The sequence below is a fragment of the Ruminococcus sp. AM31-15AC genome, assembly GCF_003462045.1.
In the GTDB taxonomy this organism is placed as follows: Bacteria; Bacillota; Clostridia; order Oscillospirales; family Ruminococcaceae; genus Hominimerdicola; species Hominimerdicola aceti.
Map to the genome: position 1 here is coordinate 1 of NZ_QTYG01000024.1, position 14,944 is coordinate 14,944.

Consider the following 14,944-nt stretch of genomic DNA (forward strand, 5'->3'; position numbering starts at 1 on the left):
TAAAAATTATTAATTTCGATGAAAATTGATAAAATTTGATAAAAAGCTATATTTATATTGACTTTTCACCAGTAATATGTTATAATAATTCCAAGAAATTGATTTTGATTTTGGCTAGATACAACAATTAGCTACCAACGTCAAATACGGAAATTTACGAAAACTATTCAGCCGTTTTGCTAATAGCAGAATGGCTATTTTTTTGAAACGAGTTGCTTTGATCGAAATTTGACAATACTGTTATTTGTTAAAATGTTTATATAAGCAGAAAGAGTGCCCGTCTCCGTTATATTGGAGATTGACACTCTTTTCATTTTTATTGGATTTTTATCGGAATAAGGTCATTTGGGAAAACTGCCCTTTGTTAAGGTTGATGAACGTCAAGATTTCCCCAAATTCTTATTACTTTAAGCCCCATTTTTGAAGCGTCATCGAAAACATTCTTTACCTCACTCTTTGACTTATAGGTGAGATAATAGCAGTTCGTGCCGCCGTAATAGTAAGGGCTTCCGTCGCACATAAACTTTGAGCCGTCAGCGTAAACAAATCCCTCTGGGTGTGTCACCGCATACTCCGCATATGCGCTGATATCTGCGAAGGGCACAATGCTAACAGCCATTGCCGCAGCCGCCAGAGCCGCAGAAAATCTTCTCATTACTCCTGTCATAACCATACTCCTTTTTTCATCACATTAGCTAATTTCCACTTAATTTAGCTTGTTGAATTATTGCAGTTTTACTTTATCACAAACTTAGTACATTGTGCTATAAGTAATCATCATTTTATATTATTTTTGTCTTTCATTGCCAAAGAAAATAATAGTAAAAAAACGTTTACATTTCATATTAACATCAAACGTTTAAGATAAACAAATTAACAAATGCAATTTACACACAAAACAAAGCCAGGCATATCACTTCAAAATGATATACCCAGCTATACAAAAAGATATTCAATACACTTACCATGCATAAAGATGATCCCTATGTAAACATAAAAAACACCTATCCAAGTGCCACATCAAGTATCATCATAAGCACAAAGCCCAGCGCAAAAACTATAGTTCCAATATTTGAGTGTGGCTTTTCCGACATTTCAGGTATAAGCTCCTCCACCACGACATAAATCATAGCACCTGCCGCAAAGCTTAGAAGATACGGCAAAACAGGGATTATAAACTGTGCCAATAATATCGTCAGCACAGCCCCCACAGGCTCGACCACTCCCGATAAAACGCCGTAAACAAAGGCTTTTCCCTTTCCCATACCCTCCGAACGCAGTGGCATGGATATTATCGCACCCTCTGGAAAGTTCTGTATTGCGATACCGAGGGATAATGCCAACGCACCAGCGGCGCTTATGGCATGATGGTCAGCCGCCCAGCCTGCATATACAACGCCAACAGCCATTCCTTCGGGGATATTGTGAAGCGTCACCGCAAGCACAAGCATTGTAGTTCGCTTGAAACCGCTTTTTGTACCCTCCGGTTCAATGGCATTCATGTGAAGATGTGGTATAACTCTATCGAGAAAAAGCAGAAAAAACACTCCAAGCATAAATCCCACCGCCGCAGGAACAAAGCTCAGTCTACCCATTTTCGCTGATTGCTCCATAGAGGGTATTAACAGGCTCCACACGCCTGCCGCCACCATTACTCCTGCCGCAAAGCCTGTCAAGGCTCGCTGGACAAGATAATGCATATTTTTCTTCATGAAAAGCACACACGCCGCACCAAGAGATGTACCCAAAAACGGTATCAGAATGCCTTTAAAAATAGTCATGCTCATTGTTCTTCACTGATATGCTTCTTCAATGCTGCAAAGCTCTCGTCAGACAAAACGTGTTCTATCTTGCAGGCATCATGCTCAGATATTTTTCTGTCAACACCAAGACTTACAAGCCACTCTGTCAATACAAGGTGCTTTTCGTAAATCTTTTCCGCAACATATCTGCCGTCGTCAGTGAGAGTAATGAAGCCGTTTTCGTCCATTGTGATGAACCTTCCCTCACGAAGTATCTTCATAGCGTTTGATACGCTGGGTTTTGTAACATTCAGTTCCCTTGCAACATCAATGCTCCTCACCTCGCCGTTTTGCTTGTTCCATAAAACGAGTATCGCCTCCAGATAGTCCTCCCCAGACGTGTGAATGTTTCCCATTTATATTCCCCTTTCTTTATTAGTTATGGCTAACTTATATCTTTAAAATTACCGCACGCCACGAAGCCAAGCATATCAAAACAAAACGCCTTTTCACAAAAGCTTTTTTGCAAACTTAGCCACACCCTCTTCGTGCAGTATCAAAAGTATAGAACATCAGTTAATGTATACTAACTGATATTTATTATATCACAGAAAATATGTTTTGTCAAGCAAACAAAAAAGCCGTGACAGACCTTTTCATCTGCCACGGCTTTGTGCATAGCTATTTACTTGAATCTTGCAAAAAATCCTTTTTTCTCATAAGGCTCTCTTTCAGCGGAAATAAAAGTGTAGCCTGTTTTCTCAACTGCTTCTTTAAGCTTTTCATCAGGGATATCCTCATCAACTATAGCCACAGTTTCGCCCTTTGCATGGGAAGAGCTTACCTTTTTCACCTTGAAATTCTGCCTGAAAGTGTCATTCATATGCGATTCACACATTCCGCACATCATTCCGTCTATTTTTACTATTATCTTTTCCATTTCTGACCCTCCAATGCTTAATAGGTTAGAATTTACTAACCATGCTTATTGTAACACAGCCTATAGCTTTTTTCAAGTCAATAATGTAAATTTTAATCTGCCGTTTGTCTGTTGTTCTCCGCAAGAAGATAATTCTTCACTTCCCAAAGCTTCTGAGAAAGGTCAACATAATAAGTGTGCGGATTTTCAAATCTTGTGATCTCGTCCCAAAGAGTGTCTATCTCAGCCGCCGCATACTTTACGATATCCTCATATGCAGGCTTCTTGTATACGCACTTGCCGTCCTTGAATATCTGCTGTTGAATAGGCTTTGCCTCAAAGTTTGTAACAACCTTTTTCTTCCATGTAAACTGTGGGTCAAAAAGCGTAAGGGGTCTGCTTTCATCTATCACCTCGTCATGAATACACAGCAGGTCAGCCACAGCCTTGTGATTGTCCTTATCATAAATTCTGTAAAGCTTTTTGAAATGCGGAGTCGTTATCTTCGCCACGTTTTCAGAAATCTTTATCTTGGGCTGAATATTGCCATCATCGTCCTCCACAGCCGCAAGCTTGTAAACTCCTCCGAAAACAGGCTCGCTCTTTGCGGTGATAAGTCTTTCGCCCACTCCGAACATATCTACCTTAGCGCCCTGATATATCATATCTCTTATAAGATACTCGTCAAGGGCGTTTGAAGCACATATTTTGCAATCAGGATAGCCTGCCTCGTCAAGCATTTTTCTTGCTTTCTTGGAAAGATAAGTTATATCTCCCGAGTCTATCCTTATTCCCACAGGTCGGCAGCCCATAGGCTTCAGCACCTCGTCAAAAGCCTTTATTGCGTTAGGCACACCGCTTTTCAGCACATTATAAGTGTCCACAAGCAGAACAGTGCCATTAGGATAGCACTTACAGTAAGTCTTGAAAGCTTCAAGCTCGCTGTCAAACATCTGCACCCATGAATGTGCCATTGTGCCTGTTGCATTAAAGCCGAAAAGCTGGTCTGTGATAGTGCAGGCTGTGCCTGAGCAACCGCCTATGCCTGCGGCTCTTGCACCGAGTATGGCAGCGTCTGCACCATGAGCACGTCTTGAACCAAACTCAGATACCGCTCTGCCCTGAGCCGCCCTTACAATACGGTTAGCCTTTGTTGCAATAAGTGTCTGATGATTTATGCAAAGCAGAAGATAAGTTTCCACAAGCTGAGCCTGCACCGCAGGTGCTCTCACCGTTATAATAGGCTCGTTAGGGAACACAACAGTACCCTCCGGCACAGCAAATATATCTCCTGTGAAGCGGAAATCCTTAAGATATTCAAGAAAGCCCTCGTCAAAAATGCCCTTTGAGCGCAGGAACTCTATGTCCTCTTCGTCAAAATGAAGATTTTCGATATAGTTTATGACCTGCTCCAGACCGCAGGCAATGGCAAATCCGCCACCGTCAGGTATCTGTCTGAAAAACAGATCAAAATAAGATATTTTTTCCTGCATACCGCTTACAAAATAGCCGTTTCCCATTGTCAGCTCATAAAAATCGCACAGCATAGTGTAATTGAATTTGTCCATTTTGCTCTCTCCCTTTCAGCTTATAACAAGAGGGACTAATGTCCCTCCTTGCTGTTTTACAATATTATATCACGCCACAGGTGCAAAAACCTGAACTAAAGCGCAAACTTTTCTGAATATTCAGCCAACAGCTTCTCGTAATAGTCAGGACCGTTTCTGTGAAGCTTATCAAGATATTCATGCTTTTTAAGGCTGTTGTATTTCTCTTGGTTTGCAATAAGATAGACCGCAATATTTGAGCAGTGGTCTGATATTCTCTCCACATTTGTGAGTATATCTAGGAAGTTCACACCCACCTCGATGTTGCAAAGACCATTCTTAGACCTGTCGATATGAACAGCCTTAAGCTCCTCAACAAGTCTGTCTACTACTTCTTCAAGTGGCTCGATCTCCTTGAGAACGTTCATATCCCCTGTCTTTGTGGCTTCGATAGCAAGCCCGATTATCTCCTGAATGGCGTTGCACACAACGTCAAGCTCGTGCTTCGCCTGCTCAGAAAAACCGATCTCCTTTTCATAAAGAACATCCGCAGTTTCATAGATGTTTATAGTATAGTCGCCTATTCTCTCATACTCTGAGATAAGGTGGAAAAGCGCTGTAACAGTTCTCGACTCATCCTCGTTCAGACCGCAGTCGTTGAGCTTTATAAGATATGAACCTACTCTGTCCTCAAGCCTGTCGATAAGCTCCTCACGCTCTTTTATCTTGTCGATAGACTTAAGGTCATACTTGTCATAAAGCTCTCTTACCGATATGAAATTCTTCTGTGCCAGCACGCCCATTTGAACAACTGCCTCTGTAGCCTGTGCGATAGCAACGTTTGGAGTAACAAGAAATCTGTCGTCAAGGAGATCCTCCTTAGTGAAAGTATCATCGTCCTCAGCGTTCTTCTTATCTCTGATAGTCCATTCGGCAAGCTTTTCAAGCACTGTATAGAACGGCAGAAAGATTATAGTTACCACAACATTGAAGATAGTATGGAAGTTTGCGATGCTTCCCGTTGTAAAGCTCTTATTCCAGAACGGAAGTCCTATTGTATACTGAATGATATAAACGCCGATAAGAAAGATTATAGTACCGATAAGGTTGAAATAGAAGTGTATCATAGCGGCTCTCTTAGCGTTCTTTGAAGCACCTATACTTGAAATAAGAGGTGTAGCACAAGTACCGATGTTAGTACCCATTATGATAGGAAATGCAGAAGCGAATGTGATAGCGCCTGACACTGAAAGCGCCTGCAAAATGCCTATAGAAGCGGCTGATGACTGTATGATAGCCGTGAATATCGCACCCACCAATACGCCCAGAACAGGGTTTTTAAGCACTGCAAAAAGCTGCTCGAACTGCGGAAGCTCTGCCAGCGGAGCGATCTTCTCCTGCATAAGTATCATTCCGGTAAAGAGGATACCTATGCCCATCATTATCTCGCCCACGTTCTTTGTCTTGTTCTTCTTTCCCACCATTATGATGATAAGACCGATAACGATAAGTATAGACGAGAAATTCGACGGCTTGCAAAGCTGCAATATAGCAGGGCCGCTGCTGTCGCCCTCGAGGTTTGTGAGCCTTAATATCTGCGTTGTCATGGTCGTTCCGATATTTGCTCCCATGATTATTCCAACTGCGCCCTTAAGCTTCAAAAGACCTGCGTTTACAAGTCCCACCACTATGACCGTAGTTGCCGATGATGACTGCACCGCTGCTGTTACCAATGCACCGAAAAGTATTCCTGAGAACACGTTTCCTGTCATTTTCGCAAGGACCTTCTCCATAAGTCCGCCCGAAGCCTTTTCAAGTCCCGAACTCAATATGGTCATTCCGTACAAAAACAGACCAAGTCCGCCCGCCATTCCGATAATGTTAAAGATACTCAAATCAATTCATTCCTTTTCTTGTTTTTTCCACTGCACAACGTCCGAGCACGCCCCTGCGCACCCCATTACTTACCTTACCTTTACGCCGATTTTACTTAATAAATAAAACAAAGCCAAAGCCTGCACGGATATCCCGCAAGGCTCTGACTTTGATAATTATTTCTTTCCTGCCACCACAAGTCTGTTCATGGCACGTCGCAGTTTCTGCTCCGCCCTTTCAAACTCTTTCTGGCTAGCATTTTCTCTGAGCTTGTTCTCTGCCGCCGCCTTTGCCTTTTCGGCTCTTGCAACGTCTATCTCATCAGCCCATTCGATAGCAGATGTCACCACTGTCACACCGTCAGCAGACACCTTTATAAGCCCTCCCGAAATAGCGGCTGTTCTGAACTCACCTTCTATTTTGATACGGAAAGGAGAAGAAACGATATTTGCCACATATGGCGCATGACCTGCAAGTATACCAATATCACCTGATACGGTCCTCACAATGATCTGCTCAGTATTCCCCTCAAAAAAAGTTTTTTCAGGGGTTATTATCTTAAGATCAAAAGGCGTCATAATCTTTCTCCATAAGTTTTTTACAAATCAGCGCATGCGGCACAAAATTGCCACATACATTCACTATATACTATAATCCGACTCTTGTCAAGTATTTTTCTTTAAACGTTCTGTTACTACTGTTCACTTTCTGCGATCTGTCTGCCCTTTTCAACAGCCTCGTCGATAGTTCCCACGAACAGAAAAGCAGATTCAGGCAGGTCGTCATGCTTGCCCTCAATTATCTCCTTGAAGCCTCTGATAGTTTCCTTGATAGGCACATATTTGCCCTTCATACCTGTGAACTGCTCAGCAACGGAGAACGGCTGTGACAGAAAACGCTGTATCTTTCTTGCTCTTGATACAGTGAGCTTATCCTCGTCAGAAAGCTCGTCCATACCCATGATAGCGATGATATCCTGAAGCTCCACATACCTCTGCAAGATAGACTGGACCTGTCTTGCCACCTGATAATGCTCATTTCCCACTATCTCAGGCGAAAGTATCCTGGAGTTTGACTCCAACGGGTCAACCGCAGGATAGATACCAAGTGATGAAATGCTTCTTGAAAGCACAGTTGTTGCGTCAAGGTGAGCAAACGTAGTTGCAGGCGCAGGGTCTGTCAAATCGTCCGCAGGCACATAAACTGCCTGAACGGAAGTGATAGAGCCTTTTGTTGTTGAAGTGATACGCTCCTGTAACTGACCCATTTCAGTTGCAAGGGTAGGCTGATAACCAACGGCTGACGGCATTCTGCCAAGGAGTGCCGAAACCTCAGAGCCTGCCTGAGTGAATCTGAATATGTTGTCGATAAAAAGCAGCACGTCCTGATGCTCAACATCTCTGAAATACTCCGCCATTGTCAGACCTGAAAGTGCAACTCTCATTCTAGCTCCGGGCGGCTCGTTCATCTGACCATACACAAGCACGGTCTTGTCAATAACACCCGACTCTTTCATTTCATAATAAAGGTCGTTGCCTTCACGGGTACGCTCTCCAACGCCTGTGAATACCGAGATACCGCCGTGCTGATTGGCAACGTTATTTATAAGCTCCTGAATAAGCACCGTTTTGCCTACGCCTGCACCGCCGAAAAGACCTATCTTTCCGCCTTTCAGATATGGTGCGATAAGGTCGATTACCTTGATGCCTGTTTCAAGTATCTCATTTGAGCCGGACTGCTCCTCATATGTCGGAGGCTCTCTGTGTATCTCCCAACGCTCCTTAGTTTCAGGTGCAGGCAGATTGTCAACAGGCTCACCCAGAAGATTGAACATTCTCGAAAGAGTTTCCTTGCCCACCGGAACAGATATAGCCTTGCCGGTATCAACAGCGTCGATACCTCTCACAAGACCGTCCGTAGAGCCCATGGCGATACATCTTACTATATCGTCGCCTATATGCTGAGCCACCTCAACAACGAGCTTTTCGCCCTTGTTGTCTATCTCAATGGCATTGAGCAGATCAGGCAGGCTGTCCTTTTCAAAACGGATATCGACTACCGCACCAACTATCTGGACTACCTTGCCTATGTTTTTGCTTTTCATTTATTTACCACCTTTCAAAAAGGGATATAAGCTATCATCATAGCCGTCACGTCTTTTAAATACTATCTTCCGATAGTTGCCGAGCTTATCTCCGTAAGCTCCTGAGTTATCTGCGCCTGTCTTGCTCTGTTGTAAAGAAGCGACAGGTTGTCTATCATTTCTCCTGCATTGTCCGTTGCAGACTCCATTGCAGTACGTCTTGCCGCCTGCTCAGAAGCGTAAGAATCCACTATCGCAGAATAAAGCATACCGCCTATATACTGCGGTATCATGCCGTCAAAGACCTCCTCAGGGGACGGGTCATAGATAGTTGACGGGTGCTTTCTTCCCCCAAGCTTGTCAAGATCCTTCACAGGAAGTATCTGCAAGCTGCAAGGCTCTTGTGTCAGAGCCGACACGAAGGTGGTATACACAAGCTCTACCTTGTCATAATCCCCATTTCTGAAGCCTGCGATAACATCTTCCGCAATGTCCATAACAGTGTCAGCGTCAATGCTCTCCGCTATCTGCGGATATTTCCACACAAGGTCATAGTCACGCTTCTCAAAGAACTCAACAGCCTTTTTGCCCACAGCCATGACACGAAGCTGACCGCCTGATGACAGCACATCGTCAGCCTTTGCCTTAGCCATTTTCAGCACGTTGGAGTTAAATCCTCCTGCAAGTCCCCTGTCGCCTGCCACCACTATAAGCAGTGTGGAATTAAGGAACTTCTTCTTTGTATACACCGACTTGAAAGCTCTGTCGCAGGATATATCGCACATTGTCTTAAAAAGCGTTTCAAAGAACGGCTGAACTGCCACCGCCTTATCCTTGGCACGTCTGAGCTTAGAAGCTGCCACAAGCTGCATGGCTTTTGTTATCTGCATGGTGCTTTCAACGCTTTTGATACGTCTTTTGACGTCTTTCATATTAGCTGTTGCCATTGCTCAGCGCTCCTTATCTGCTTTGAAGAAACTTCTGTGAATACTCCGCAAGCACGTCCTTTATTGCCTGTTCATTCTCTTTTGTAAGCTCTCCTGTTTCTCTTATTGAAGAGAAAATGTCAGGGTGCGTTTCATCTATATACACAAAAAGATCTTTCTCAAATTCAGCGATATCCTCAACTCTGATATTTTTCAGATAGTTGTTTACCACCGCATAGATTATGACCACCTGCTTCTCAACGTCCAGTGGCGAGGTCTTGCCCTGTTTGAGCACTTCCACGATACGTTCGCCCTGTGCAAGTCTTTCCTTAGTGTCTTTGTCAAGGTCAGAGCCGAACTGCGAGAATGACTGCAACTCTCTATATTGCGAATACAGCAGTTTCAGCGAGCCTGAAACCTTTTTCATAGCCTTTATCTGTGCCGAACCGCCTACACGGGATACTGATATACCAGGGTTTACCGCAGGTCTGACGCCTGAGAAGAACAGCTCAGATTCAAGGAATATCTGTCCGTCAGTGATAGATATAACGTTTGTCGGAATATAAGCCGAAACATCGCCTGCCTGAGTTTCGATAATAGGCAGAGCGGTTATAGAGCCTCCGCCGTAGTCTTTGTTAAGACAGCAGGCTCTCTCCAAAAGTCTTGAATGGAGATAGAATACATCTCCCGGATAAGCCTCACGTCCTGTCGGTCTTTGAAGCAGAAGTGACATAGTTCTGTACGCCACAGCGTGCTTTGAAAGGTCGTCATAAACGCACAGCACGTCCTTGCCCTGAAGCATGAAATATTCTGCCATTGCAACGCCTGCATATGGTGCTATATACTGCAAAGGCGCCATTTCAGAAGCCGTTGCCGATACAACTATAGAATAATCCATTGCCCCATGTTTAGAAAGGGTATCCACCACGTTTGCCACAGTAGACTGCTTCTGACCTATCGCAACATAGATACAAATAACGTCCTTGCCTTTCTGATTTATGATAGTATCAAGTGCAATAGAAGTTTTACCTGTCTGTCTGTCACCTATGATAAGCTCTCGCTGACCTCTGCCTATAGGTATCATAGAGTCGATAGCCTTGATACCTGTCTGCAATGGTCTGTTTACTGATTGTCTTGTAATTATTCCGAAAGCAGGGCTTTCCACAGGTCTTGTTTCTGTTGTAAGCACAGCGCCCCTGCCGTCGATAGGTGCACCGAGAGCGTTCACAACTCGTCCGAGAAGCGCATCTCCCACAGGCACAGAAACTATCCTGCCTGTTCTCTTTACTCCAGACCCCTCTTTTATTCCGTCCTCAGAGCCGAGAAGTACACAGCCTACAAAATCCTGCTCCAAGTTCATTGCCATGCCGTATGTTCCGTTAGAAAATTCAAGAAGTTCGCCCGACATACACTTGTCAAGTCCATGAACTCTTGAAATTCCGTCGCCAACAGTGCAGACCGTCCCCACATCGTCAAGCTCCAGCTTGCTGCGGTAGTCCTTGATCTGCTGTTTTATCAAGCCTGTTATTTCATCAGGACGTAATTTCATGTTAAAATACCGTTCCTTTCCTATGCAATGACCCCGTCGATCTGAGCCTTGATATCATCAAGCTTAGTTCTGACGCTGCCGTCTATTTCTGTGTCTGAATATCTCAGCACGATACCGCCCATAAGGCTTTTGTCCACCTTTTCCACAAGCACTATCTTTGCCCCCGAAACAGCTTCCAGCTTAGCCACAAGCTTGTCCCTGAGCCTTTCAGACAGAGGCATAGCCGTCACCGCAGTGACCTCTATGATATTATTATGCTTTTCATAAAGCTCCTTGAACTTTGCGCATATCTCAGGCAGAAACCTTATCCTGCCCTTTTCGCTCACAAGGCAAAGAAAATTAAGCGTAACAGGCTGTATCCTGCCCATAAACACCTTTTCCAGCGCCGCCCTTTTTTCGTTCTCCGTCACCAGTGGAGACGCAAGAAGCTCCACATATTCCTCCTGACCCTGAGAGAAAAGTATATCCCTTATGCTCCCAAGCTCACCATAGACTTCATCAAGGCAGTTTTCCTCGCAGCACACCTCGAAAAGTGCGTTGCCGTAAATATTCCCGATACTGTCTGCCATTACATCTCACCCACATTGTCGATGAACTTCTCGATAAGACGTTCGTTGTCCTCGCCTGTCATATCCTTTTCCACAACTGCTGCCGCAGCCGAGAAAGCAATATCGGTGATCTCGTTCTTGATCTGGTTGACAGCGATCTTCTTTTCTCTTTCGATCTCTCTTGAAGCATTATCCACAAGACCCTTTGCCTCAGTTCTCGCTTCGCTGATTATCTCGTCAGAACGCTGTTGAGCCTTTCTTGTTGCCGTCTGTATAATCTGTGCAGACTCTTCCTTTGCTCCCTCTAATCTGCTTGTATACTCAGCTTCAAGCTTCTCGGCATTTTCTTTCGCCTCGTCAGCCTGCCTGTAAGTTTCCTTAACATCATTTTTCCTGTCCTCGATGACCTTGTTCACCTTATCGAACAGAAAATGCTTGAGCACCAAAAACAGTATGAGCGTATTGAGCAAAGTCGCAATTATCGTTGTCAGATCTATTGACAGAAACTCTGTCACATCGCCTGCTGCCAATACCATTTATCCAACCTCCCCTCCACACCAATGCAGAGCAAATCTTGTTTGAAGCTTTTTATTAAAGCTTTCCGATAAATGGGTTAGCAAAGAGCAGGATAAGTGCAACTACGAATGCGTAGATACCTGTTGACTCAGCCATAGCAACGCCTATGAACATTGTTCTTGTGCAGTCGCCTTTAGCCTCAGGCTGTCTTGCGATAGCCTCGATAGTCTTTCCTACTGCGTAGCCCTCACCGATACCAGGTCCGATACCTGCGATCATTGCAAGTCCTGCACCGATTGCTGAACAGCCAAGAAGAATAGCCTTTTCCATAATGATAAACCTCCGTTATTTACATATTTATACTTTTCCGCCAAAGCGGTAATTTACTCTGTTTCTGCTGCCGCACCAACGTTTACCATGGTGAGCATGGAGAAGATATAAGCCTGTATGCACCCTGAGAACAGGTCGAAATACACGCTAAGCACCGCAGGTATACCTACCTGAAATACGCTGAACGCCCATGAGCCTGCCTCAAAAGTCAGACCCAGTGCAGATGACAGCGAGCCAAGTGCACCATAAAGCAGTCCCATTATTACCATGCCGCCTGCAACGTTACCAAAAAGACGGAACGCCATAGACGCAGGTGTAGCCACCTCGCTGATGATATTAAGCGGCAGAATGAAAGCAACAGGCTGTGCAAAGCTTTTAAGGTAGCCCTTGAAACCATTCGCTTTTATCTTGTTGTATGTGATAAGCACGAATGTCATAAGCGCCCACGTTGCCGTAACATTGATGTCCGCAGTCATAGACCTCAGACCTATCATACTGATAAGAGCGCCAAACACCGCATAAATAAGCAGCGTAGCAATATAAGGGGCATACTTCATCATCTTAACGCCCATGTTCTCTTTGACCATGTTGTTGACGAAGTTCACAAGCATCTCCGCAACCACCTGACGTTTTTTCACAGGCACTTTTTTCAGGTCATGAGTGAGCCACAAGCACAATATGAGCACCGCAGCTATAATAAGCCAGCCCATCACCACCGTTTCGGTGATCCTCAGACTGCCTATCTCAAACACTATCTTAGGGCCGTTTCCTATACCCGTCATTTATTTATCCCTTCTTTCTCTTATCTGTATGACATACAGAATCATCCTCGGATAAAACTGCGGCAGAAGAATCCCAACTGGACTTACTGCCTTTGTGAGCATAGCCCCCGCACAAAGCACAAAAAGCACTCCATACCTAGTCATGTAACACCCAAGCATTGTGCGTTTAGCCTTTTTGCCATCAAGCTCCACAGCCTTTTCGCAGGTCACACCAAGGTAGTACATACAAAGGCACATATAGCCCCAGCCCAATGCAAAGCCCGCAAGCTGTGTGATGTCAAAGCCCCACAGCAAAGTAAATGCCCAGCATACGGCAGCCATAACACCGCCCCATAAGCATATTTTTTTCAGCAAGCCGCCAAGCTCAGAGCCTATATTTTTCACTTATTTTCTCCGATTTTCATAAAGAAATCCACCATAAATCTTTACATTTTCTTAACAGCAGAAAATATCTGCCTGATGTATTTCATTATACCACACAGCCCTACATTTTTAAAGAGCAAACCGCAAACTTAAACATTTATTTTACACAGGCTTTACATTTTGTTCATAGTTAGTCAAATAATTAGTTAATTATAATTCAGCGTTAATAATTTATCAATAGTCAATCTTTGATTTTTGATATTGTTTGAGTTTTATCATACTATTCTACAATAAAAAACGGACTGCCACAAGCCGATATAATATCACGGCTGAGCAGTCCGCAAGCATATGTGCGGCTTATCTGAGGATATCGTCAACAACGCTTTCTGCAGTGCTTACAGTATCATCAATAATATCCGCACCACCGCTTACTGTGTCCTTGATACCATCGCCGACACGGCTCACAAGAGTGTCGCTGTCATCACGTCTGCTTGTGACCTCATTTTTAGAAGTTGTGGTCGCAGTAACACCGGAAGATGTCGAACCTGAGTTATCGTCATTTCTTGAACAGCCTGCGAGCATAACACCGCAAAGACCGAGACAAGTTAGCATAGCGAACATTTTTTTCATAATTAAGTTCCTTTCAGTATAAGATATGCCATTTCAGGCTAATGCTATTATTTCTCGGAGATGAAGATATATTCATAAAAAACAAAAAAGAGATGAGCCAAATGCCCATCTCTCTGTCAGATCAAAAAATTAATAGAACTGCGATCTCTTTTTCTTGATAACGAAAATAACAGCACCTACAATAACCGCCGCAACGACCACAATAACTACAATGCCTACTACTCCGATACCCTTTGAAGATTCAGCCTCAGATGACGAAGTGCTGCTCAGTCCGTTTGACTTAGGCTGCACCTTTAAGCCCTGCACGATCTCCTGTGCCTTTGCACTTTTATTGTAGCCATCGAGATTCATTACCTGAAGATCTTCACCATTTTTTTGCAGCGGAGTATCTATTACAAGATTATCAATATAAAGCACATCTGTCTTATCCATTTTCTTGATAACCGGTATCTCAAAAATGAACTTTGTTGCTCCGCACTCGTCAGGTACCGGTATAAGCGCTGTCGCATACTGAGTAACATTATTGCTTGCATCTGTATTTATTTCAAGCTGAACACTATTGCTGGTCACCTTTTTGTATTCCTCAGTACAAGGAAAAGCAAACACAGAATCTCCCATAAGCTTGCCCTGAGCGTCCTGATTTATCCTATACTTGAAAGAGATCATACAGCCGTCAAAACAAGTCATGCCAAAATCCTTGGCGTCGATCTCAACGCCCATCGTTATATAAGGCGCATCTTCAGATTCAGAGCCGGGATAAACCAAATTCTTATCGTCATCTCTTATAAGCGAAGCATAAGTACAATAATCGCTTATGTCATTAGGCTGCGTTGCTGTTATCTTAAGGCTTGCGCCCTGATAAGCATAGGTCTTTTCCTGGGATGCTCCCACTGATATCTTCTCTCCGTCAGGAGTCACCTTGATATATCTCTCCCAATCCTTCATATCAAACGACAAGGACGGTGCTGAAGTATCTGTTGTAAGGATACTCTTGTCGGCACTATATTCAGGTATTTCAGCCTCACTGTCGGCATAAGCAGGCACAGCACAAACGCCAAGCATCATTATCGCTGATACCATGCCAAGTATTCTCTTTGATCTCATCTTAATTCTTATCCTCCCTTGATACTATTG

General features: G+C 43.9%; 17 protein-coding genes. All 17 read right to left on the reverse strand.

Features of this window, described 5'->3' with window-relative positions; genetic code table 11:
• Nucleotides 1-364 precede the first annotated feature (364 nt).
• The 17 genes from DW793_RS08160 to DW793_RS08240 all read right to left on the reverse strand — a co-directional run bounded on the left by DW793_RS08160 (nt 365) and on the right by DW793_RS08240 (nt 14,914).
• Nucleotides 365-667: a hypothetical protein gene (locus DW793_RS08160; RefSeq protein WP_118157598.1), complete on the reverse strand. Its 303-nt coding sequence runs from the start codon at nt 665-667 to the stop codon at nt 365-367.
• A 337-nt stretch (nt 668-1,004) separates the two neighbouring features.
• Nucleotides 1,005-1,787, reverse strand: coding sequence for a ZIP family metal transporter (locus DW793_RS08165; protein ID WP_118157599.1), 783 nt, complete (start codon nt 1,785-1,787; stop codon nt 1,005-1,007).
• Entirely contained in the window at nt 1,784-2,158 is a 375-nt protein-coding gene (locus DW793_RS08170) for a metal-dependent transcriptional regulator (RefSeq protein ID WP_117904649.1), read from the reverse strand. Before DW793_RS08170 ends, DW793_RS08165 begins: the two co-directional genes overlap by 4 nt.
• Nucleotides 2,159-2,427: 269 nt before the next feature.
• Complete coding sequence (locus tag DW793_RS08175) at nt 2,428-2,682, reverse strand: heavy-metal-associated domain-containing protein (RefSeq protein ID WP_117864473.1); 255 nt, start codon at nt 2,680-2,682, stop codon at nt 2,428-2,430.
• 92 nt (nt 2,683-2,774) lie between these two features.
• Nucleotides 2,775-4,229 (reverse strand): nicotinate phosphoribosyltransferase, encoded by a 1,455-nt coding sequence (locus DW793_RS08180; protein WP_118157600.1) that lies wholly within the window; start codon nt 4,227-4,229, stop codon nt 2,775-2,777.
• Between the two features lie 95 nt (nt 4,230-4,324).
• Nucleotides 4,325-6,103, reverse strand: a complete 1,779-nt coding sequence (locus DW793_RS08185) for a Na/Pi cotransporter family protein (protein WP_022288611.1) — start codon at nt 6,101-6,103, stop codon at nt 4,325-4,327.
• A gap of 156 nt (nt 6,104-6,259) precedes the next feature.
• Complete coding sequence (atpC, locus tag DW793_RS08190; RefSeq protein WP_022288612.1) at nt 6,260-6,661, reverse strand: ATP synthase F1 subunit epsilon; 402 nt, start codon at nt 6,659-6,661, stop codon at nt 6,260-6,262.
• Nucleotides 6,662-6,777: 116 nt separating this feature from the next.
• A complete protein-coding gene (gene atpD / locus DW793_RS08195) occupies nt 6,778-8,187 on the reverse strand; it encodes a F0F1 ATP synthase subunit beta (protein ID WP_118157601.1) in 1,410 nt (469 codons plus the stop codon).
• Nucleotides 8,188-8,249: 62 nt separating this feature from the next.
• Nucleotides 8,250-9,113 carry an ATP synthase F1 subunit gamma gene (atpG, locus tag DW793_RS08200; protein WP_118157602.1) on the reverse strand — a complete coding sequence of 288 codons (864 nt, stop codon included), beginning with the start codon at nt 9,111-9,113 and terminating at the stop codon, nt 8,250-8,252.
• A gap of 13 nt (nt 9,114-9,126) precedes the next feature.
• Complete coding sequence (gene atpA, locus DW793_RS08205; protein WP_022288615.1) at nt 9,127-10,641, reverse strand: F0F1 ATP synthase subunit alpha; 1,515 nt, start codon at nt 10,639-10,641, stop codon at nt 9,127-9,129.
• Nucleotides 10,642-10,661: 20 nt separating this feature from the next.
• Complete coding sequence (atpH, locus tag DW793_RS08210; RefSeq protein ID WP_117877640.1) at nt 10,662-11,210, reverse strand: ATP synthase F1 subunit delta; 549 nt, start codon at nt 11,208-11,210, stop codon at nt 10,662-10,664.
• Nucleotides 11,210-11,725, reverse strand: a complete 516-nt coding sequence (gene atpF / locus DW793_RS08215) for a F0F1 ATP synthase subunit B (protein ID WP_038671185.1) — start codon at nt 11,723-11,725, stop codon at nt 11,210-11,212. Before atpF ends, atpH begins: the two co-directional genes overlap by 1 nt.
• A gap of 55 nt (nt 11,726-11,780) precedes the next feature.
• A complete protein-coding gene (atpE, locus tag DW793_RS08220) occupies nt 11,781-12,035 on the reverse strand; it encodes an ATP synthase F0 subunit C (protein ID WP_022288618.1) in 255 nt (84 codons plus the stop codon).
• A gap of 53 nt (nt 12,036-12,088) precedes the next feature.
• The gene (atpB, locus tag DW793_RS08225; protein ID WP_118157603.1) at nt 12,089-12,817 is read right to left on the reverse strand and encodes a F0F1 ATP synthase subunit A; all 729 of its coding nucleotides are present in this window, start codon (nt 12,815-12,817) and stop codon (nt 12,089-12,091) included.
• Nucleotides 12,818-13,201 carry a hypothetical protein gene (locus DW793_RS08230; protein WP_118157604.1) on the reverse strand — a complete coding sequence of 128 codons (384 nt, stop codon included), beginning with the start codon at nt 13,199-13,201 and terminating at the stop codon, nt 12,818-12,820. It abuts the gene before it with no gap.
• 336 nt (nt 13,202-13,537) lie between these two features.
• Nucleotides 13,538-13,810, reverse strand: coding sequence for a hypothetical protein (locus DW793_RS08235; RefSeq protein ID WP_118157605.1), 273 nt, complete (start codon nt 13,808-13,810; stop codon nt 13,538-13,540).
• A gap of 129 nt (nt 13,811-13,939) precedes the next feature.
• Complete coding sequence (locus tag DW793_RS08240) at nt 13,940-14,914, reverse strand: hypothetical protein (protein ID WP_118123950.1); 975 nt, start codon at nt 14,912-14,914, stop codon at nt 13,940-13,942.
• Between the last annotated feature and the right edge of the window lie 30 nt (nt 14,915-14,944).